This is a genomic window from Scardovia inopinata JCM 12537 (assembly GCF_001042695.1).
GTDB classification, from domain to species: Bacteria; Actinomycetota; Actinomycetes; order Actinomycetales; family Bifidobacteriaceae; genus Scardovia; species Scardovia inopinata.
Window position 1 is genome coordinate 532,359 of record NZ_AP012334.1, and the last position, 18,936, is coordinate 551,294.

General features: G+C 49.5%; 15 protein-coding genes and 1 pseudogene. All 16 read left to right on the forward strand.

Going from position 1 to position 18,936, the window contains the following annotated elements:
* Positions 1–53 precede the first annotated feature (53 nt).
* Entirely contained in the window at positions 54–1,637 is a 1,584-nt protein-coding gene (locus tag SCIP_RS02105) for an AI-2E family transporter (RefSeq protein WP_081442834.1), read from the forward strand.
* A complete protein-coding gene (locus SCIP_RS02110) occupies positions 1,634–2,950 on the forward strand; it encodes a glycosyltransferase family 2 protein (protein WP_006292868.1) in 1,317 nt (438 codons plus the stop codon). Before SCIP_RS02105 ends, SCIP_RS02110 begins: the two co-directional genes overlap by 4 nt.
* 14 nt (positions 2,951–2,964) lie before the next feature.
* On the forward strand, positions 2,965–4,389 hold the full coding sequence (tilS, locus tag SCIP_RS07495; protein WP_006292870.1) for a tRNA lysidine(34) synthetase TilS: 1,425 nt from the start codon (positions 2,965–2,967) through the stop codon (positions 4,387–4,389).
* A gap of 29 nt (positions 4,390–4,418) precedes the next feature.
* On the forward strand, positions 4,419–4,982 hold the full coding sequence (hpt, locus tag SCIP_RS02120) for a hypoxanthine phosphoribosyltransferase (protein WP_006292871.1): 564 nt from the start codon (positions 4,419–4,421) through the stop codon (positions 4,980–4,982).
* Entirely contained in the window at positions 4,979–7,303 is a 2,325-nt protein-coding gene (gene ftsH, locus SCIP_RS02125; RefSeq protein WP_006292872.1) for an ATP-dependent zinc metalloprotease FtsH, read from the forward strand. Before hpt ends, ftsH begins: the two co-directional genes overlap by 4 nt.
* Positions 7,304–7,365: 62 nt before the next feature.
* Positions 7,366–7,935: a GTP cyclohydrolase I FolE gene (gene folE / locus SCIP_RS02130; protein WP_231288014.1), complete on the forward strand. Its 570-nt coding sequence runs from the start codon at positions 7,366–7,368 to the stop codon at positions 7,933–7,935.
* A gap of 177 nt (positions 7,936–8,112) precedes the next feature.
* Entirely contained in the window at positions 8,113–9,072 is a 960-nt protein-coding gene (gene folP, locus SCIP_RS02135) for a dihydropteroate synthase (RefSeq protein WP_006292874.1), read from the forward strand.
* A gap of 132 nt (positions 9,073–9,204) precedes the next feature.
* Positions 9,205–10,170 carry a dihydroneopterin aldolase gene (gene folB, locus SCIP_RS02140; RefSeq protein ID WP_040590969.1) on the forward strand — a complete coding sequence of 322 codons (966 nt, stop codon included), beginning with the start codon at positions 9,205–9,207 and terminating at the stop codon, positions 10,168–10,170.
* Entirely contained in the window at positions 10,167–10,694 is a 528-nt protein-coding gene (locus SCIP_RS02145) for a DUF3180 domain-containing protein (protein ID WP_040590506.1), read from the forward strand. The genes folB and SCIP_RS02145 overlap by 4 nt, the downstream gene beginning before the upstream one ends.
* Positions 10,695–10,770: 76 nt before the next feature.
* Positions 10,771–11,688, forward strand: coding sequence for a hypothetical protein (locus tag SCIP_RS02150; protein ID WP_040590508.1), 918 nt, complete (start codon positions 10,771–10,773; stop codon positions 11,686–11,688).
* A 162-nt stretch (positions 11,689–11,850) separates the two neighbouring features.
* A complete protein-coding gene (locus SCIP_RS02155) occupies positions 11,851–13,212 on the forward strand; it encodes an extracellular solute-binding protein (protein WP_006292878.1) in 1,362 nt (453 codons plus the stop codon).
* Positions 13,151–13,603: pseudogene (locus SCIP_RS02160) on the forward strand (carbohydrate ABC transporter permease); the annotation flags it as partial. The gene SCIP_RS02155 and the pseudogene SCIP_RS02160, both read left to right, overlap by 62 nt.
* Before the next feature lie 66 nt (positions 13,604–13,669).
* Positions 13,670–14,392 (forward strand): YesL family protein, encoded by a 723-nt coding sequence (locus SCIP_RS02165; RefSeq protein ID WP_006292880.1) that lies wholly within the window; start codon positions 13,670–13,672, stop codon positions 14,390–14,392.
* 17 nt (positions 14,393–14,409) lie between these two features.
* A complete protein-coding gene (locus SCIP_RS02170) occupies positions 14,410–15,474 on the forward strand; it encodes a LacI family DNA-binding transcriptional regulator (RefSeq protein ID WP_006292881.1) in 1,065 nt (354 codons plus the stop codon).
* 76 nt (positions 15,475–15,550) lie between these two features.
* On the forward strand, positions 15,551–17,614 hold the full coding sequence (locus tag SCIP_RS02175) for a glycoside hydrolase family protein (RefSeq protein ID WP_070097784.1): 2,064 nt from the start codon (positions 15,551–15,553) through the stop codon (positions 17,612–17,614).
* A gap of 43 nt (positions 17,615–17,657) precedes the next feature.
* Positions 17,658–18,734, forward strand: a complete 1,077-nt coding sequence (locus SCIP_RS02180; protein ID WP_006292883.1) for a LacI family DNA-binding transcriptional regulator — start codon at positions 17,658–17,660, stop codon at positions 18,732–18,734.
* The last annotated feature ends 202 nt before the right edge of the window (positions 18,735–18,936 follow it).

Here is an 18,936-nt window from a genome sequence, read left to right on the forward strand (position 1 = left end):
TAATAGGAAAAGGGCAGAACAGACCGCCTGGATCAGGAAGGATAGTGCGGCAGATGAGCGATGGCAGCAAAGATCAGCGCAGCGGCGATCGTCATAATACCTATAGGAGCAATCACTATAGGAGCGATCAGGACAGCAGCGATGAGAAGAGCGATGATCGCATCAATATCTCTGACACCAGCGCTATCCGGCGTTTTGATTTGGCTGCGATTTTTCCCTCCAAGGGGGATTCGCGTCGTCCCCCTGAATGGTTAGGCAGGGGTCTGCTCTATGCGGTTATAGCTGTTTTTCTGGCTATTTTTGTCTGGAATTCCTGGTCCAAAATATCTAGTGTTGTTTTCTACATTATTGTTTCCCTCTTCATAGCTTTGGCCTTGGAACCATTGATTCTCCGTCTAATCAGACATGGATGGAAAAGGTCCGCTGCTTCATTGGTGGTTCTGGCTAGCTTTGTGATTCTTGTGGTGGTTTTCCTTTCCATGTTTGGTCTCCTGCTGGTGCAGCAACTGACCAAGATGATTGAGAATTTGCCCAATACCTATTCAGATATTCGCCGAAATATTATCTCCTGGACGGGTTATCATCTACCCAAGAAGCTTGACTTTGGGACTAATTTGTTGTCTTTTCTCAATAAAATCAACAAGAATGGAGCTCAAGGCTATATCAGTCAAGCTTATTCCACAGTTTCCTCTTTTCTGTCGGGCCTTCTGGCCATTTTGACCATTCTCCTGGTAACTTATTACATATGTGCTGCCGGCCCTAGGATGAGGCGGAGCCTGTGCAAATGGCTGCCCCGCAAGTCGCAGAGAAAGTTTATTGTGGTCTGGACCACGGTTCAGACTCAGATTTCCAACTATCTGTACAGCCGATTCCTTTTGTCGATTATCTCCGCAATCTGTATGTCTATTTTCATGATCGTCATGAAAATCCCCTACTGGCTGCCCTTGTCTATCTTCTGCGGCCTGGTGTCACAGTTCATCCCCACGATCGGTACGTACCTGGGCGGCCTGGTTCCCATCGTTTCGGCTTGGGGAACCAACGGCTGGCAATATGCGGTTTACCTGCTTATTTACATTGTGGTCTACCAGCAGATTGAGAACCTGATCCTCTCTCCTCGTATCTCCAAAGATACTATGGACTTGAATCCCGCCATTGCCCTCTTGTCTGTTTTCTTTTTTGGTGATCTTTTTGGTGCTTTGGGAGCCTTCCTCGCCCTGCCTATTACAGCCAGTCTTCAGGCCCTTTTGTCGGCTTACATGCGTAGTTACGATCTCATTGATTCCGACCTGCTTGACGATCCAAAACCCAAACGGAAATCCGGCCTGGTGACAGGGGCCGAGCTGCTGGAGAAGAATGTTCTCCAGCCCTTGTCAGAGCATATACCTCGAACTTCCAGGGGATCTTCGGCCAACGTTATGGTGGATAAGGTGACTAAACTGCGAATGCGGGCAGGTGAGCTGGCAGAAGAAGAATTCGAAGAAAATCAATCTTCAGCCTACAAAACGTCCCAAGAGGAGGATGAGTCTGCAACCGTGGCCATTCCCCAGGCTCAGCTGGCAGCTGACCCAGAAAGAAAAACACAGAAAACACAGGGCAAAGAGGGCGGCCGCGGTGCCAGGGGACAGTGGGAGTCATGATTCTGCTGCAATTTCTTGACCTTATTATTTTCCTTCTGGGAGCAGGAGGAATGATCTACCAGGTCCTTTATTTTTTGGTGGGCTTTATCAGCAAGCCTCAAACCTTCCCCGATGCTCCTGAGGACAAGCATTATGCAGTTTTGATTTCAGCCCGGGACGAGGCTCAGGTTATTGGGAATCTGATCGGATCCTTAAAAAAACAAACCTACCCTATGGATCTAGTAGATATTTGGGTGGTGGCTGACAATTGTACTGATGATACGGCTGACGTCTGTCGATCTTTGAGCTGCCATGTGCTGGAACGCTTTAATAAGCAGGAAGTTGGGAAAGGGTATGCTCTGAAGTTCCTGCTCAACCACATAAGGGATAATGGTTTCAGCGATATATATGATGCATATTTTATTTTTGATGCCGATAATCTGCTGGATCCTCACTATATTGAGGAGATGAACAAGGCTTTCCAGCAAGGGAATGATGCCGTCACCAGTTACAGGAATTCAACAAACTTGTCGGAAAACTGGGTATCGGCAGGATCAGCCCTCTGGTTTATTTTTCAGTCTCGCCTGCTGAATTCAGGCCGTTCTATTTTAGGTAATAATGGCTGGATTGGCGGCACAGGATTCATGTTTTCCAAGAAAATAATGGAGCGCAATGCCGGCTGGAAGTTCCACTTGCTGACAGAAGATGTTGAATTTACTATGGATTGCATTTTAAGCGGTGATCATATTGGTTACTGTTCTACAGCAGTTTTCTATGATGAGCAGCCAGTGTCTTTCAAACAGTCCTGGCAGCAGAGGGTCAGGTGGAGCAAAGGCTTTCTGCAGGTTTTTCGGTATTATGGGCTCAGCATGATCCGTTGGGCAATCCGCGAGAGGGATCTGTCTGCTATGGATATGACCCTTACCATTTGCCCCTTCATGGTCCTGTCTGTTATCCGTTTTGGCCTGGGAGCTATCTACGCAGCTTTGGGATATGTTTCCTGGCACAGTCAGTTGGCAAATTTTTCTACGTACTGGGTAAGTTTGGTGGGAGCCATTGTGGGCTTCATCCTTTTGGCTGCCTTTATCTGCATTCTGGAACGTAAGAAGATCAATGCCACTAACAAGGAGCTGGTAGCCTACTGCCTCAGTTTCCCTTGGTTTATGCTCAGCTATGTTCCTATCTCTTTTGTTGCCATGTTCTCTAAGTCTCGCTGGCAGCCCATAGCCCATACAGGGGTAGCCTCCCTGCCGCCCTCGCCCTCCTTGGACCAGACCTCGGCGGATTCTGGGAAGAGTCCCCACGGTGCTGGACATACCATGAAAAAGAAGTAAGGATCGGTGCGCATATGCCGTATTCTCCCGAGATGAAAAAGGCCATAGGGCTGGTAAAAAAAACTTTAGCCGGCTGCGGAATCGTCCGGCAGGGCCGCAGGTTTAAAGAGCATGGAATTCACCAGCCCGATCCATCTGCCCCCCTAGTCTTAGTGGCGTGTTCCGGAGGTCGTGATTCTTTGGCATTGGCATACACGGCTAAAATTGTCTGTGCCAGTTTGGGGGTCCGCTGCGGGGCGGTGATTGTGGACCACCATCTGCAGACAGGGTCCGGCCTTGTTGCTCAAAAGGCGGCTGAGCAGTGCACGGCTTATGGCCTGGCCCCGGTTCTTATTCGCCGAGCTCAGGTGCACAGAACCCGGGCCGGGCTGGAATCTGATGCCCGAGATGCCCGTTTTCTTCAGCTGATTTCAGCTGCGCATGACGAGGCTGCTTCGGTAACCCTGCTTGCCCATACCATGTCTGATCAGGCAGAGACCATTCTTTTTCGATTTCTGAGGAACCCTTCCATTACAGCTCTAGCAGGTATGCAAACCTTCATCCGTCGGGAAGGGGTTCTTTTTGCCCGACCTTTTCTGCAGGGGCTAACCCGGCAGGAAACTACTGATCTGTGCCTGCAAGCCGGGATTCAGTGGTGGGATGATCCTACGAATGCTGACAATCTGGATTCTTCAGAAATTCGCGGGGGAGGCTGTCAGCAGGTAACAGCTGGTCTGCCTCAGCGCAGTCGGATCCGGCAAATCCTCATCCCCTATATGACTGATTTTACCGGCTCCGACCTGGTTTCCCTCTGGTCATCTTCCGCTCCTGTCAATCAGGACGATGCAGATTTTTTGGATTCTCAGGCAGATGAAGCTTATAGGAAACATGTCAGTCACCAGACATACCAGATGGCTTCAGTTCAGGAGTCAATTTCCTCTTCACCTTCGTCCTTCCCAGTTCTCAAGGAAGACCAGCCGGATTTATATCGACTCCTTGCTCAGCCGCAGAATCAGAATAGATTCATGGGGGGCAACTTCTTATCTGTCTATCAGCTGGAGAATTTTCCTGTCCTCCATCCAGCTCTCCGCCGCCGGGTCCTGGCTTCCATCATGGGAAAAGAAAAAATCCAGCCATCAGCCACGTCTATTCTTCGTCTCGATGATTTTTTGACAGGCAGCAAATCCGCAAAAATCAGCGGGAATCAAGCTTTTTTTGCTGTGACCTTGCCGCAGAACCAATTGTTGAAAGATCAGCCGGCAGCAAATCAGCCGGCAGAGGACTTGCTGCCAGCAAACCGACTACCTGTCAGCCGGAGACAAGCTGCTCAAAAACAGGAAGAACAAAGAAAACAAAGAGGAAAGAGGAAGCAAGAACAAGCAGACATCTGCTGCTGGATTTGTCATCAGATTGCAGGTGATCCATCTATGCAGGAATCTCTCAGCGAAAGAGAGGCTTAACGTCAGTCAGTCATGCGAAAATATTACCTATGCAAATCAAAGATGTTCAGGACACAATTGAAGAGGAACTTATTTCGCATGATGATCTGGAAGAGAAGATCGTACAGATGGCTCACCGTGCCAGCGAGGATTATAAGGGGAAAAATCCTTTGCTGGTTGCTGTACTGAAGGGGGCAGCCAATGTTATGACTACTTTCTCCCAGGCCATGACTATTCCTGTGGAAATTGACTATATGAGTTTGTCATCCTATGGCTCAGGTACACAGTCCACTGGTAAGGTTCTGGTTCGTCACGATTTAAGCACCGATATTGCCGGAAGGCATGTTTTGATTGTGGAAGACATCATTGATTCAGGTTTTACACTTGACTGGCTGGTCAAGGAGTTCAAAAGGAGGGGAGCGGCATCGGTGGAAATCTTTGCCATGCTGGAAAAACCAGCCCGTTTGAAATTCCCTGTGGATGTGAAATATAAAGGATTTCAGATTCCAGATAAATTTGTTGTTGGTTATGGTCTTGATTATGACGAAAAATACCGTAATCTTGATTCCATAGCCGTCCTGAAACCTGCTGTATATAAAGGAGAGTACGCATGACCTTTGGAGGCAATCCATTCCAGCAGCAACCCAATAATTCCAATAATCTTGGTGGCAACCGGGGCAAGCCGGGCAGGGGACAAAATGGCAAGGAAAGGGGACCGGAGGGCCAGAATCCAGATCCTAATGCCAACCGTCCCTGGTGGGCCAATACTATTATCTGGGTTGTCCTCTTGGCAGTCCTGGTAGTAGGCAGCTTTTTCTTTATGAACCGCAATCGTAATGGATCTACCATTACCACTGAGCAAGGCTTGTCTATTCTCGCTGGCAAGACCGGGAAGAATACGGGTACTAAGAAGTCCACCCAGAAATCAGCCAAGGCTGATTACGGAATCAAGTATGTCAAGATCACCAATGGTGTCTCTCCTAGCGTGGAAATTTGGCTGACCAAGGATTATGTGGCCAATAACTACAATCCTAATTCAGCCAGCGCAACTGTTAGGCAGAAGAACTACGGCAAGTACGTTAAGTTCTATTTTGTCAACGCTCAAAGCGAGCAGGTGCTTACAGCCATTCAGTCCGCTAAGTCAACCTATGGCTTTGATTCCACTACGGTGACAGAGAATAATTTCTGGACTATCTTTATTACCACTTTTCTTCCTCTGATTATTCTTTTTGGTGCTCTCTGGTGGCTTATGCGCAGGATGGGAGACGGGGCCGGTGACATGCTGGGCCTGGGCAGTCCTAAGAACAAGAAACTTTTGCAGGGTGAGATTCCTAAGACGAAGTTTGCCGATGTGGCAGGTGAAGAGGCTGCCGTTCAGGAGGTCGAGGAGATCCGGGACTTCCTGAAGAACCCAGCCAAGTACCGGAAACTCGGAGCTAGGATTCCCCGGGGCGTTCTTTTGTATGGTCAGCCTGGTACTGGTAAGACCCTGCTTGCTCGAGCCATTGCAGGCGAGGCAGGGGTCCCCTTCTATTCCATGGCTGGTTCGGACTTCGTGGAGATGTTCGTAGGCCTAGGTGCCTCCCGAGTCCGCGACCTGTTTGAAGAGGCGAAGAAGACTGCCCCCGCTATTATTTTTATCGATGAAATTGATGCTGTCGGCCGCCGCCGCGGATCTAGTGCTTCCGGTGGTGTGGATGAGCGGGAACAGACCCTGAACCAACTCCTGGTAGAGATGGATGGCTTCAATAATGATACTGATTTGATTGTTATTGCAGCTACTAACCGTCCTGATGTGCTGGATCCGGCTCTCATGAGGCCTGGTCGTTTTGACCGTCAGGTAGCGGTGGAAGCACCTGATTTAGCCGGACGTGAGGCGATTCTGAAGGTTCATGCTAAAGGCAAGCCTTTTGTTCCTGATGTTGATCTGCATACTGTTGCTGTGCGAACTCCAGGTTTTACCGGGGCTGATCTGGCCAATGTCCTCAATGAGGCAGCCCTGCTGACTGCCCGCTCCAACGCTGATTTGATTGATAACAGGGCTATTGATGAGGCTATTGACCGGGTTTTGTCTGGTCCCCGTCGCCGTTCCAACGGTATGGCCTTGGAGGAGCTGCGCAATACTGCTTACCACGAAGGCGGTCACGCCATGGTTGCGGCTGCCCTGCATTATACGGATCCGGTGACTAAGGTCACTATTCTCCCCCGGGGACGAGCCTTGGGCTACACGGCTGTTATGCCTACCGAAGACCGCTATTCCCAGACCCGCAATCAGCTGCTGGACCAGATGGCCTATGCAATGGGAGGTCGGGCTGCCGAAGAGGTTGTTTTCCATGATCCCAGCACCGGTGCTTCCAACGATATTGAGAAGGCCACACAAATTGCCCGGGCCATGGTCGTGGAATACGGATTCTCTTCGAAGCTGGGATCGGTCAAGTGGGAAGACAGCCAGCAGGAGGGCGGTCTCGATGATCTGAAGGGGCGTCGGATTTCTGAAGAAACTGCACAGGTTATTGATGATGAGGTTCGCGCTCTTATTGAGACTGCTCATACTGAGGCCTGGAAGATCATCTCGGAGAATCGGGAAGTCCTGGACGAGCTAGTTCGTCAGCTTCTGGTTAAGGAAACTTTGGGCAGGAAGGAGTTGGATGTCATCTTCTCCCAGCTGAAAAAGGCTCCAGACAGGGATCTGTGGCTGTCCGATGCCAGCAGGCCTGACTCCCAGCTGCCCCCGGTTCCTATTCCGGAGAATCTGCGGTCGACTGTGGCTGTTAATGCCACAGCTGCACACGCCACAGAGCAGAAGAATAAGGAGAGTGGGCAGCCGGCTCAGGATGGCCAGTCAACCCAGCCGGAATCCGGTCAATCAGATCAGCTAGATCAGCCGGACCATGATCAGCCGGACCATCCTGAACAGACTGAAGGCCTTCAGTGAGCAGGACAACAAACTCAGAGGATTCTTCTCTTTCTTCCTCACTCCCAGCTCCTGCACAGCATATCGATTCTGAGGGGGTCCGCCGGGCAGTCAGAGATTATCTGATTGCTATTGGAGAGGACCCTGACCGGGAAGGCCTGAAGGGGACTCCTGACCGAATTGCCCGCGCCAGTCAGGAGCTCTTCGCCGGGCTGAGACAGGATCCCCAGGATGTGCTGAGTGCCCGATTCGACGTGAAAACCGAGGATCTGATTGTTGTTCGTGACATTGAGTTCTTTTCGGTCTGCGAACACCATTTGCTCCCTTTCCATGGCCTGGCTCATATTGGATACATCCCTACAAAGGATAAGGTAGTTGGTCTGAGCAAACTAGCTCGTCTGGTTCAGGTCTATGCCCGCCGCCCTCAGATTCAGGAACGTATGACTCAGCAGATTGCAGATGCTCTCATGGATGTTCTGGAGGCAAAAGGCGCCATTGTTATTACGGACTGTGAACATATGTGCATGTCGATGAGGGGAGTCAAACAGTCTCAAGCTCGGACCGTCACCTCTGCTGTTCGCGGTTATCTGCGTCAGTCAGATACCAGGTCAGAGGCTCTGCGCCTGATCCTGGATGCTCCTGCCCTGCATTGATATGGTCTGCATTAATATGTTCTGCATTAATATACATGGTAATCCTGTAAATATATGCTGATCTATGCTGCAGGAAAGGCTAAGATGTGTTGAAGATCTGGTGTCCGACAACTGTCTGAAGAGCATATAAGTGAAGGAGCGTCTATGACTGGTGATCCTAAAGAAGCCAACCTGGCTATGAATCATCGTTTAGGAATTAGTGCCAGCAGAACCCTGGTAATGGGAATTCTTAACATTACTCAGGATTCCTTCTCTGATGGAGGACTCTGGCTTCACCCACAGGCCGCTGTGAAGCATGCTCAGGACATGATTGCTTCCGGGGCTGATGTGATAGATCTGGGAGCAGAATCCACTAGGCCAGGAGCGGTTCGGGTGGATGAGGAGACAGAAAAGACTCGGATTGTTCAGGCTGTTGAGGGGATCAGGAAGCGGGAAGCTCATGATGACAGTTCCCAGCCTTCCGCTCGCCGGGTTCCCCTGTCTCTTGACACTACACGGTCGTCAGTGGCTACAGCAGGGCTGGAAGCCGGAGCTGATATTATCAATGATGTGTCAGGCGGTCAGTTGGATCCATCCCTGCCTTCAGTAGCTGCTGATTATGGCTGTCCCTATATTGTTCAGCATTGGCGGGGCTGGCTTACAGGCAAAGAGAGCAGCCTTCAGGGGAAGTCTGCCAAGCCCCCTGCTTCTGCTGATTCTGTTTATCCCCACGGGGTTCTTATCGATGTGTATGATGAGCTCATGCATCAGGTTGATGCGGTCCTGGCTGCGGGGGTCAGCCCTGATCAGATTATACTTGACCCTGGCTTAGGTTTTTCTAAGCCAGGGCCTGATACCAATCTTCCCCTAATTGCTCATATGGATAAATTTCAGAAAACAGGTTTTCCTCTTCTCATAGGTCATTCACGAAAGCGTTTTACTTCTCGTATGATTGACCCGGTTGGCAGGGTAGGAGGGCAGGCAGAATTCGAGGCTCGAGATGCTCTTACCGCAGGCCTGACTGCCCTGGTGGCAGAACGTGAGGCCTGGGCTGTGCGGGTCCATGAGATTCCTCGGAATCTTCAGGCTGCTGCTGCCGGTTCTTATCTGGCAGAAGTCATCCGGTCAGAATCAGGCGGAAATGGGCTGAAGCAGTAAATGTAAATGGGCGGGTTAGGAACTATGCACGCTCAGCGAGAGGAAAGGGAAAAAGAGAAGAGAAAAGAAAAAGAGGAATCATTGTCAGAAAAATAAGCAGAGACTCAGAACAAAGCCATTAGAATGGACACTATGGACATCATTACACTGACCGGGGTAGAAGCCCGGGGGACTCATGGAGTTTTAGATCAGGAGAAGGAAAGTGCGCAAACTTTTCTGGTCGACGCAGTCATGGAGGTGGATCTGAATCAGGCCTGCCGCAGCGACAATCTGGTGGATACTGTCAGCTACGCTCAGATTGCCAGTCGGATTGTGTCCGTGGTAGAAGGTGAGCATGTGGATCTGATTGAACGTCTGGCCCAGAAGATTGCCGATTCCATTCTTTTGTCTTACCGGATTCGCCGGGTTACTGTGACAGTCCATAAACCCCAGGCTCCTTTGGGGCTGCCGTTTGCCGATGTCAGTGTGACTATTGTCCGCGATTCACCCCTGTCTGATGATGGTTCTCAAAAGGATCTTTCTGTTTCTAAGGCTTCCCAGGCAGCAGCAAAAATTTCTGATACCACCCAGGCTCCTGCCGTTCATCACGCAGTTATTTCCTTGGGAGCCAATATGGGTAATACGGCAGATACCTTGCGCAGTGCCGTTGTTTCTTTGGATGCTATTCCCGGGAATCAAGTGACCGGCATATCGCCCCTTTACAGGAGCAAAGCCTGGGGGATGCCGGAAGGAACCCCTGATTTTTCCAACGCCCTGGTTCAGCTGGATACCAGTCTTGAAGCAGAAGAACTCCTGTCGAGTCTGCATATGATTGAAGCTGCCCATGGCCGATCGCACAAGGTACATTGGGATTCGCGGCCTTTGGACCTGGACATTATAGATTTTGATGGTCGCCTTGACCCTGACCCTCATCTGACCTTGCCTCATCCCCGGGCCTGGCAGAGAGCTTTTGTTCTTGCTCCCTGGCTGGATTTGGACCCTCATGCTGTTTTGCCTGGGAATCATGGGGGAGCGGTGGCTGATTTGCTGAAGAAGGCTCCTGATAAGGATGTGGTAGAAAAAACGTCAGATAAATGGATTTTAGGAGGTTTGGTATGAAAGCTCGTTTTACCCCCTGGTGGTATTTTGCCATTGCCTGCTTGCTTGGATTGCTTTTAGGAGGTTTTCTTGAATTTCTCAGCGATCAGTCCTCTCTGTATCTTTTGGGAGTTCCCTGGTTTATATCAGCCCTTCTCCTGGCTCTTGGACTTATTGTTCTCTGGTTTGCCTGGCAGGTCCGTCGCTATACTCATGGTGACCGTGAGGAGATTAATCCTCAGCAGGCGATTAACACCTTGATTATGAGCAAGGCTTTGTCCCTGTCCTGCTCTGCTCTGGGGGGCTGGTATGGAGGTCAGCTGATTATGAGCCTCTCTCATCTGAATATCTCATATTATAAGACGGCGGTTATTCAGTGTTCCATAGCAACGGCCGTCTGCCTGCTGGATGTGGTCATCGGAATTATCGCTGAGAGATGGTGCAGGAGACCGCCTAGTCCTGGACCTGAACATCCTCAGGTAAAAAAGGATGAGGCTCGCCGTCGTCAGGCCTCTCAGGCACAGTCTCCCAAGAAGTCACGTTAGGATCAGGCGGATTTTGCCTTATAATAGGTAGAACGATATAAAGATTAAGCAGCAGGAAGTCCAGGAGGTGCGATTCATGCCGCAGTATGAGCTGAAGGAATCAGCTGCCTCCTTGGGCAGCCTGATTAATCTGTATAAAATAACCCTTGGCCCCCGAGGTAAAGTAACCTCCCGTCTGGTTCATTCCTACAGTCCTCAGGAGCAGTATCCGCTCGGTTCTGACCGCTATTACAATGATCGTCCTAATCTTTTTCTTGATATTCTTGATCTTCTCGATGGTCATGACTGGGAAGATACATCCAGTCAGAAGGAATCGGCTCAGGTCCGGACCTCACCTGACCAGGTTGGCGGGGAGAAGACGGTTCATCTGAGGACCCTGTGTGAACGGTCCCTGCGCAAGGCTGCCGATGGCTCGGGTAATGCCCGCCGCTTTAAGGATGCCCGCAGTCTGTGGAATAACATACAGTCCCACGCCAGCAGGGGATTGGTTCGACCTCAGGATAACCCTATTGTAGAAGTCAGGCGTTCTCACAATTGGAAGCGAAATCAGCCCTTTAAAGATGTTCCTGCAGATCCTCAGGCCTGGCTGGTAATCTCTGTCTACTCCCGGTCTAACCCCCGGAAGGACTCTTTCTATGCTTTTCGAGGGCTTCCTGCCACTTTGGAGGCTCTCAGCCAGAGCCAGGATCAGACTCAAAGCAAGAATGCCGCAGCTTTCCTGAGGGCAATGGAAGACAATGCTGATTATCCTACCTATGGGCAGGTTGCAGCTTTGCTGGAGGATTCCAATATGATTGTTTTTCATAATGATGCATCTTTCAGCAACTGGCTCCGTCAGCAAACCCGGGGGTCAGAGGAAATTTTTCGGGAAACTCCTGTAGAGGTAACTGTGGAACCTGATCCATCCCTGCCGGAAGAGGATCCTTCCTATCTTCCCCCGCAGTCACGTCTGACAGTCGGCCGTTTAGCAAAAATTTTGGCCCAGGAAAACTAGTTTTTTTGATTTTTCCTTCTATATCCCTTTCTTTTCCTACCGTTTCAAGCGACACGCCGACAAGTTAAACGTTTGACGTAGGATAATAAATCCTGGTATGAGGACCACGGTGGTCCACCACATACCTCCAAGACCCCTGTGGTTCTTAGGAAAGGATAGAAAATGGTTCACACAAAGACTGTGAAAATCAGTAAAGCTCTTGCTGCTATCTGTGCCTTAGCAATGGGTGCAGCAGGGTTAAGCGCCTGCGGAGGATCATCTGCAGCAACAACAGATGCCAACGGGAAGCCTATTGTTAATATTTCCGTCAGGCGTAACACTACAACTGTAAAGCTGGCCAATACGGCTTGGGCCAAGCAGTTGGAAAAGAAGTGCAACTGCACTATTAAATGGACTGAAATCACTGATAATGCCTGGGGACAGCAGAAGGCAGCCAAGATGGCAGCCGGCGATTTCCCCGACATTGGCATGTCCATGTACGACAAAACCGATATAAGCAAGTATTCTTCTCAGTTTGAGAACCTGCAGCCGTATCTGAATAAGATGCCGAATGTAAAGAAATTCTTCAAGGCTAAGCCCATTGCTGAAAAGATGGTGAAGGAAGGCAATAACATTCAGATTCTTCCATCGGATCGTGGCAAAGGCTACAGGGTAGCAGGAACTCACATGTTTATCAACAAAACCTGGCTTGATAAGCTTGGTCTGAAGGTTCCTACCACCTGGGATGAGCTGGAGAATGTGCTCAAGGCCTTCAAGGAGAAAAATCCTAACGGCAATGGCAAGGCTGACGAAGTTCCTATGAACATTCGCGGTCTGGGCTTTGGCCTGTGGTCTCCTCTGTCTCTGATGAATTCTACTGGCGTCACCACTGTTTTCATGGGCGCTTCAGCTTCATCACAGGGCTATTATGCCAAGAACGGCAAAGTTGCCAGCTACTACACCAGCGATAATCTCAAGCGTGTGCTGAAGTATTTGAACAAACTCATGAGCGAAGGTCTGATTCCTAAGGATGCTCTTACCAGGGACAGCTCTAAGTACGATGCTCAGACTGTCAGCGATGGCAAGACAGCAATCACTGGTTTTGCATTTGGCTGGTCTGCTAATTCTGAGTTTGGCAAGTTAGGCAGTCAGTATATTTCCCTGCCTTCTTTGAAGGAAAAGGCTTCTACTCCAGATAAGGATGTGAAGTGGGATTATACCCAGAACTGGGCTGAGTTTGCATACTCTCTGACTGTTTCCAAGAAGGCAGCCAACAAGGATGCCATCTGGAAGGTTATCAACGCCATGTATGACCCTGAAGTATCGGTTCAGCAGTACTTTGGCGATATCCCCCAATATGTTAAGAAGAGTGGGAATACCTACACTGTTTCTGACAAGGTCTATGAGAAGTACGTGGATACCCGCGAAATCTCTGCTCAGGATCGGTTTGCTGGGTGGATTCCTGATGATGTCACGATTAAGGGTCTTCATCCTTCCTGGAGCGGTCAGTGTTTACAATGTGATTGTTGTCCGGTCCTTCTTTGAAACCTCCATTCCTGAGGAGCTCTTCGATGCAGCAAAGCTGGATGGAATGTCCTATCTGGGCTACTTTGTCCGCATAGTTCTGCCTCTGTCCAGCGCTATTTTGGCCGTGATTGGGCTCTACTACTTTGTCGGACATTGGAATGACTTTATGACAGGCTTGATCTATGTGACTGATTGGGATAAGCAACCCCTGCAGAATATTCTGCAACAGCTCCTCCTGGTCAATCAGAACACAACGATGGCTAATGTGGGGTCTTTGGCCCAGCAGAGGGCAGCAGATCAGATCAAGTTCGCTATCATTATTGTTTCCACCGTTCCCCTCTTCGTCCTTTACCCCTTCCTGCAAAAGTACTTCAATAAGGGAGTCATGCTGGGAGCTGTTAAAGGCTGAGTCTGTTAGACCTGTAGCTGATAAATAGACTCGTGTAAGAACAAGAAAAAAATTAAGGAGTATCTCATGGCAAAGTTTTCACTAATGTATGAGAAATTGTGCCGGGCTATTCTGACCATCTTTGTGGTCAACGTAGCAATCCTGGTGCATACCCTTGCTGGACTCATTATTGTGGGACTTTTCCCTTCTCTGGCTGCAGCCAATGCTACATATCGTACATGGCTTTTGAGTGATGACCGCAGCTGGACAGTATCTCAAACCTGGAAGCTCTTCCATAGAGAATGGAAGTCTAATCTGAAAAGTTCTCAGGTTTTAGGGTACCTTCAGCTGGTGGTAGGGATACTCCTTGCTTATGATTATTGGATTGTAAACACCAATGCCCGCACAGGAATGACAGGAGTGGTTCTCTCGGGCTTTCTGGCGGTGCTTCTGGTCGTTTTTCTCCTCTTTTCCGTGATGTCGTGGGTTATGGCTTCTCACTTTGATGAAGGCCTGGCCTGGATTGCTCGAACTTCTCTTGGCATGGTCGTCGCCCGTCCTCTATGCAGCCTCATGCTGCTCTGCACTATTTTTCTCATAGGTTGGGTTTGCTGCCGGTGGCCAGGAGTGTTTGTGGGTTTTGGCTTCTCTCTGCTGGTTTTTGCCGGTCAGGCTGTAGTGTATTCTTTGGTCATTTGCCTGGATTCTCCCCCAGCAAACAGGAAGAAATTGCTGCAAAATCAGGAGAATAAGCAACCGACTGCTTTCACAATTTGTGTCTTCTCTCATAACTTGTCAATGATACAATGAAGGAAAGTGGAGCGCTAATGGTAACTATTAAAGATATAGCCCGTGTGCTTAAGGTGTCGCCGGCAACGGTCTCTTTGGTCCTTAACGGCAAGGACAAAAAAAGGGTCAATCCCCAGCTAGCCCGGACCATCAAGGAGACTGCCCACTCTATGGGTTACAGATCCAACCTCGTGGCCCGCAGTCTTAAAACCAATAGTTCTAAAATTCTGGGTTTTATCAGTGACACTATTGCTACCACCCCCTTTGCCGGCAGGATTATTTTAGGTGCTCAGGATGCTGCCCGGCAATCAGGATACCTGATTCTGACAGTCAATACCAATGGAGATAAAAACCTGGAAGAGGAAGAAATTGATACTCTCAAACGGTACGGAGTAGATGGATTCCTGTATGCCTGTATGTATAACCAGGTAGTGGACCTGCCTGAATCTCTTAGCGGGTATCCAACCGTTATTATTGATGGATCGGATCGTAAGGGCTCCTGCCCGGCCGTGGCTCCTAATGAAGTCGGAATTGGTTACATGTCGACACAAGAACTGATTAAAGCCGGCTGCAGGCGGATAGCTTTTTTTAATGCTAAGGAAGACATCAGGGCTAAGAAGTTGCGGGCCCAGGGTTATTTTATGGCCATGAAGGAGGGCGGTCTGCCTTGTGAAGACTCTGAGAAAGGGGTATCGTTCTATAGTGAATATGCTGATAAAGAGCTGGCCGAAGGCGCTGTCGATTTATTCGATCGCGTCCAGCCGGACGGCATTTTCTGTTTCAACGATATCAGGGCTTCTTACATCTATGCTGAAGCTGAGCGTCACCATCTTTTCGTCGGGAAAGATGTTAGTATAGTCAGCGTTGACAATCAGCCCTTAATCGTTGATGCCCTCCACCAGGGTCTGACCTCAGTGGAGCTGCCTCATTATGAAATGGGATACTGGGCAGTGAAAGAAATAATCTCTCAGAGTGAGGGGAAAAAGGTGAATGATCGCCAGATAGTTTTTCCTAATGGAGCTGAGCTGAGAATGGACTCCCCTCATCAGGCTCTGATAAACTGTGCTCTTATCAGGAGGGATTCCTGCAAACATAGCCTATAGAAACACCTATCTAACCACAACAAGAAAATAAATTTACCTTTAACCCACCCTTGCTTTTTCTCAATAAGGACATATCATGACACAGACATCTCTTTCAGCTTCTCAGCAGCAAGACCCTTCTCTGGTATCCAGTGGAGATTATTCTCAAATCGATTTTTACGGGATTGTTGATGGCCATACCGACCTGGGTAATGCGGCAAGTCAGCCCAGCATTACACTCACGGAGCTGATTGAACATCCCACCCTTCCTGCAGGCCAGCCTCATGAGCAGGAGGGAAGTCAGCTTGACCGGCAAATTGTCCTTACTGTTTCTCAGCATGATGCTTATTTCCACCTGCAAACCAGAATCAAGAATAATACCACCTATCAGATTCTGGCTCAGGGTCTGACCGTGACTTACTCTTACCTGAGTGAATGCCCGGATATTCTTGACCGGGGAATTGCCCTGGTTAATCTGTCTAGCGGGTCTGGCAAGGAAGGAATACCGGAAAAGTATCAGTCTCAAACTACTACTCATGCTGAACCACCTTATCGATGGATGAATGATCCTAATGGTTTTTGCCGTTTCCAGGGGCGGTACCATCTTTTCTATCAGTTCAATCCTTTTGGCTGGACCTGGGGACCTATGCACTGGGGTCATATGGTCAGTAAAGATTTGGTGCACTGGACTCATCTGCCAATAGCTTTGGGTCCTCAGCAGGAGGAAATTTATGCAGACTCTTCCTATGCGGGAGGTGCTTTTTCCGGATCGGCTATTCCTGTTGATGGTCAAGGACATCCTTGCCGGGGAGATGATGCTCAGGCCATCTGCTTCTTTTTGACCCATCATTTGGAAAGACTCGGAGATGCTACCCACCAAGTGGAATATCAGGCTACATGCACGAGCACCGATGGTATCCATCTGAGCCAGCCAACTGTGATTATTAACCGGGATGCTCCCGGGCTGGCTGTAGATTTCCGCGATCCGAAGATTGACCTAACTGCTCTTCAGTCAGGACCTGAAGCTTTTCGAGGTCAGGCTGTGATTGTAGCAGCCACCAATCTACCGGCCGATTATGGAGAAAAATTCCGCCAGGATCAGGGAGTAGATCAGCTGGATGACGAGCATATGAGCGGGGATCAAGGCTGGTTTGCTACCAAAGCTGCTCTGGAGAGAGGACGGGAGAAGGCTGCCTACTCAACAATACCCGCCATTGTTGCTTATACGGCTCGCCCCAATGATGATCTGTCTTCTGCTGAGAGCTGGCACTATGCAGGCCCTCTGCTTATGGATTATCAGCATGGGGTGTCCAAAACTTTTGAATGCCCTGATGTTTTTGACCTTGATGGACAGCAAATTGTTGTTGGTGCCCTTATGCATTACCGGGATAGGGGAGGACGTTTTCAGCCGGTGCGCTGGTATGCAGGGAAGATTACCACCCAGGCCCGGTCTGCAGCCCAGACACGTTCCACCGCTTCTACGGATGTGGTTCAAAGTCTGCACTTGCAAGTGGGATCATCTGGCTGGTGCGACAGCGGGGACTCTTATTATGCATTTCAGTCCTTTGTTGATGACTCCGGTCGTCGCATTGCTATTGGCTGGGTTGCCGACTGGTATGGGATTCGCAATCCGGAAACCAGTACAGCAAATGGACTTATGACCTACCCCCGTCAGCTTCACTACAGTCATGGCCGTTTGATCAGCCACCCGGTGGAGGAAGTGTATCAGGAGCTGCTGGGGCAAGTCTTACCTCTTTCCTCGAATGGAGATATGGCCGAGGAGACAGGTAAATCCTACTATGCTGATCTGCACCTTCAGCCTTCTGATAAGAGTGATGCCAATCCCGATTTTGACCTGGTGCTGGCTTCCAAGGGAGAGTGCAGCCTCCATCTATTAAGGCAGGGAGGGGAGATTCGTTTAGCGACCCAAGGGCTACCTACTGATCGTCTGAAGCTTGCCCTTGATTTACCTGCAGTGGAGCGTTTGGAAGTTTTCATGGATGGGACAGTTTGCGAACTTTTTGCTAACAGCGGGGAAGAGGCTGCTACAGTTCTGTTTGATAATCCTCATGGCTCCGGAACACTTGCTCAAACAGGATTCAAGATTGTCAGCGGTAGGGAGGCATTTGTTTCCCTGGAGCTGCGCGCGATGAACCTGTAACCAATTTCCGGTTGGGGATATGCGGCTAGGTTAAGGTGGAAGTATGGTCACTATGCGTGAGATTGCCCATAAAGCGGGAGTATCTGTTTCCACCGTATCGTTAGTTCTCAGTGGAAAAGATAGCGGTCGGGTTAATACTAAGGATGCAGCGAGAATTCGACAGTTAGCCCATGACATGGGGTATACAATGAATCCGTTGGCTCGATCGTTGCGGACGAATCGAACGAAGATTTTGGGGTTTGTCAGCGAAGAAGTAGCCACTACTCCTTATGCCGGCCGTCTTATTTTGGGAGCTCAGGATGCTGCTAGTCGGAACGGGTATGTCATGCTCACTGTCAATACTGATGGCTTGGCCAGTGAGAAAAAAGAAATTGAGGCTCTGAAAAGTTACGGGGTCGATGGATTCCTTTATGCCAAAATGTATAACCAATATATTCATCTTCCTGATGACTTGCAGGGGCACCCCACGGTTTTAGTCGATGCCTTAGATGGAGATCGGGGCAATATTCCCAGCATTTCTCCTGATGAGTTTTTGATTGGCTACGACGCTACCTGCCGTCTGGCTGATGCCGGCTGCAGAAAAATTGCCTATATTGGCTGTTCTGACCCTATGCTTGCTCAGGATGGCCGCAGGCAGGGGTATGAAGCTGCTCTGGCAGACAGAGGGTTAACCCTTAGCCGAGATTTAGAAATTGCCGTGGGGAACGAGCGTGGAGCTTCCCGGGCTGTCTGTAAGCTGTGGGATCAGACTCAGCCTGACGGTTTCTTCTGTTTCAACGATGCGCGGGCGCTCCATGTTTATGAGCAGGCTGCTCGCCGGGGATTGTATGTTGGTAAGGATATTAGTGTGATTGGTGTGGATAATCACTTAGTTTTTGCCCAAACATTAAATCCCAGGCTAACAACAGTCGAACTTCCTCACTATGAGATGGGGTACTGGGCTGTCAGCAAATTGATCAGTCTTATCGAAGGGGACAACAGGAGCTCTTCCTCAATTCTGCACCGTAACGGGCAGGATACAGCCTTGCCTGTGTCAACCGTCCCCATTCCTTCCTTAGAGGCGAAAACGCCGGTTCGTATACATTGCGCCATTATTGAAAAGGAATCGATCGTCTCTTAATCTGAGTAAAACACAGCAGGTAAGGATTAGCGATTGTAAGGAAGGCAAAACACCGTTTTGACGTCAATCGATTGACGTTGTATACTGCAAGGCGAAGGTTATCTTGGTAAGGCTCAGTGTCTGAGGTGGATTTCCAGAAACCTTCGTTTCTCTCTCACATGAGCAAGAAAAGAATATCTGCTGTTTACGGTGGCGTAAAGAG

Bases quoted from the DNA above. Each gene is read 5' to 3' on its own strand.
- SCIP_RS02105 (WP_081442834.1), top strand. From the start codon at position 54: ATGAGCGATGGCAGCAAAGATCAGCGCAGCGGCGATCGTCATAATACC.
- SCIP_RS02110 (WP_006292868.1), top strand. From the start codon at position 1,634: ATGATTCTGCTGCAATTTCTTGACCTTATTATTTTCCTTCTGGGAGCA.
- tilS (WP_006292870.1), top strand. From the start codon at position 2,965: ATGCCGTATTCTCCCGAGATGAAAAAGGCCATAGGGCTGGTAAAAAAA.
- hpt (WP_006292871.1), top strand. From the start codon at position 4,419: ATGCAAATCAAAGATGTTCAGGACACAATTGAAGAGGAACTTATTTCG.
- ftsH (WP_006292872.1), top strand. From the start codon at position 4,979: ATGACCTTTGGAGGCAATCCATTCCAGCAGCAACCCAATAATTCCAAT.
- folP (WP_006292874.1), top strand. From the start codon at position 8,113: ATGAATCATCGTTTAGGAATTAGTGCCAGCAGAACCCTGGTAATGGGA.
- folB (WP_040590969.1), top strand. From the start codon at position 9,205: ATGGACATCATTACACTGACCGGGGTAGAAGCCCGGGGGACTCATGGA.
- SCIP_RS02145 (WP_040590506.1), top strand. From the start codon at position 10,167: ATGAAAGCTCGTTTTACCCCCTGGTGGTATTTTGCCATTGCCTGCTTG.
- SCIP_RS02150 (WP_040590508.1), top strand. From the start codon at position 10,771: ATGCCGCAGTATGAGCTGAAGGAATCAGCTGCCTCCTTGGGCAGCCTG.
- SCIP_RS02155 (WP_006292878.1), top strand. From the start codon at position 11,851: ATGGTTCACACAAAGACTGTGAAAATCAGTAAAGCTCTTGCTGCTATC.
- SCIP_RS02165 (WP_006292880.1), top strand. From the start codon at position 13,670: ATGGCAAAGTTTTCACTAATGTATGAGAAATTGTGCCGGGCTATTCTG.
- SCIP_RS02170 (WP_006292881.1), top strand. From the start codon at position 14,410: ATGGTAACTATTAAAGATATAGCCCGTGTGCTTAAGGTGTCGCCGGCA.
- SCIP_RS02175 (WP_070097784.1), top strand. From the start codon at position 15,551: ATGACACAGACATCTCTTTCAGCTTCTCAGCAGCAAGACCCTTCTCTG.
- SCIP_RS02180 (WP_006292883.1), top strand. From the start codon at position 17,658: ATGGTCACTATGCGTGAGATTGCCCATAAAGCGGGAGTATCTGTTTCC.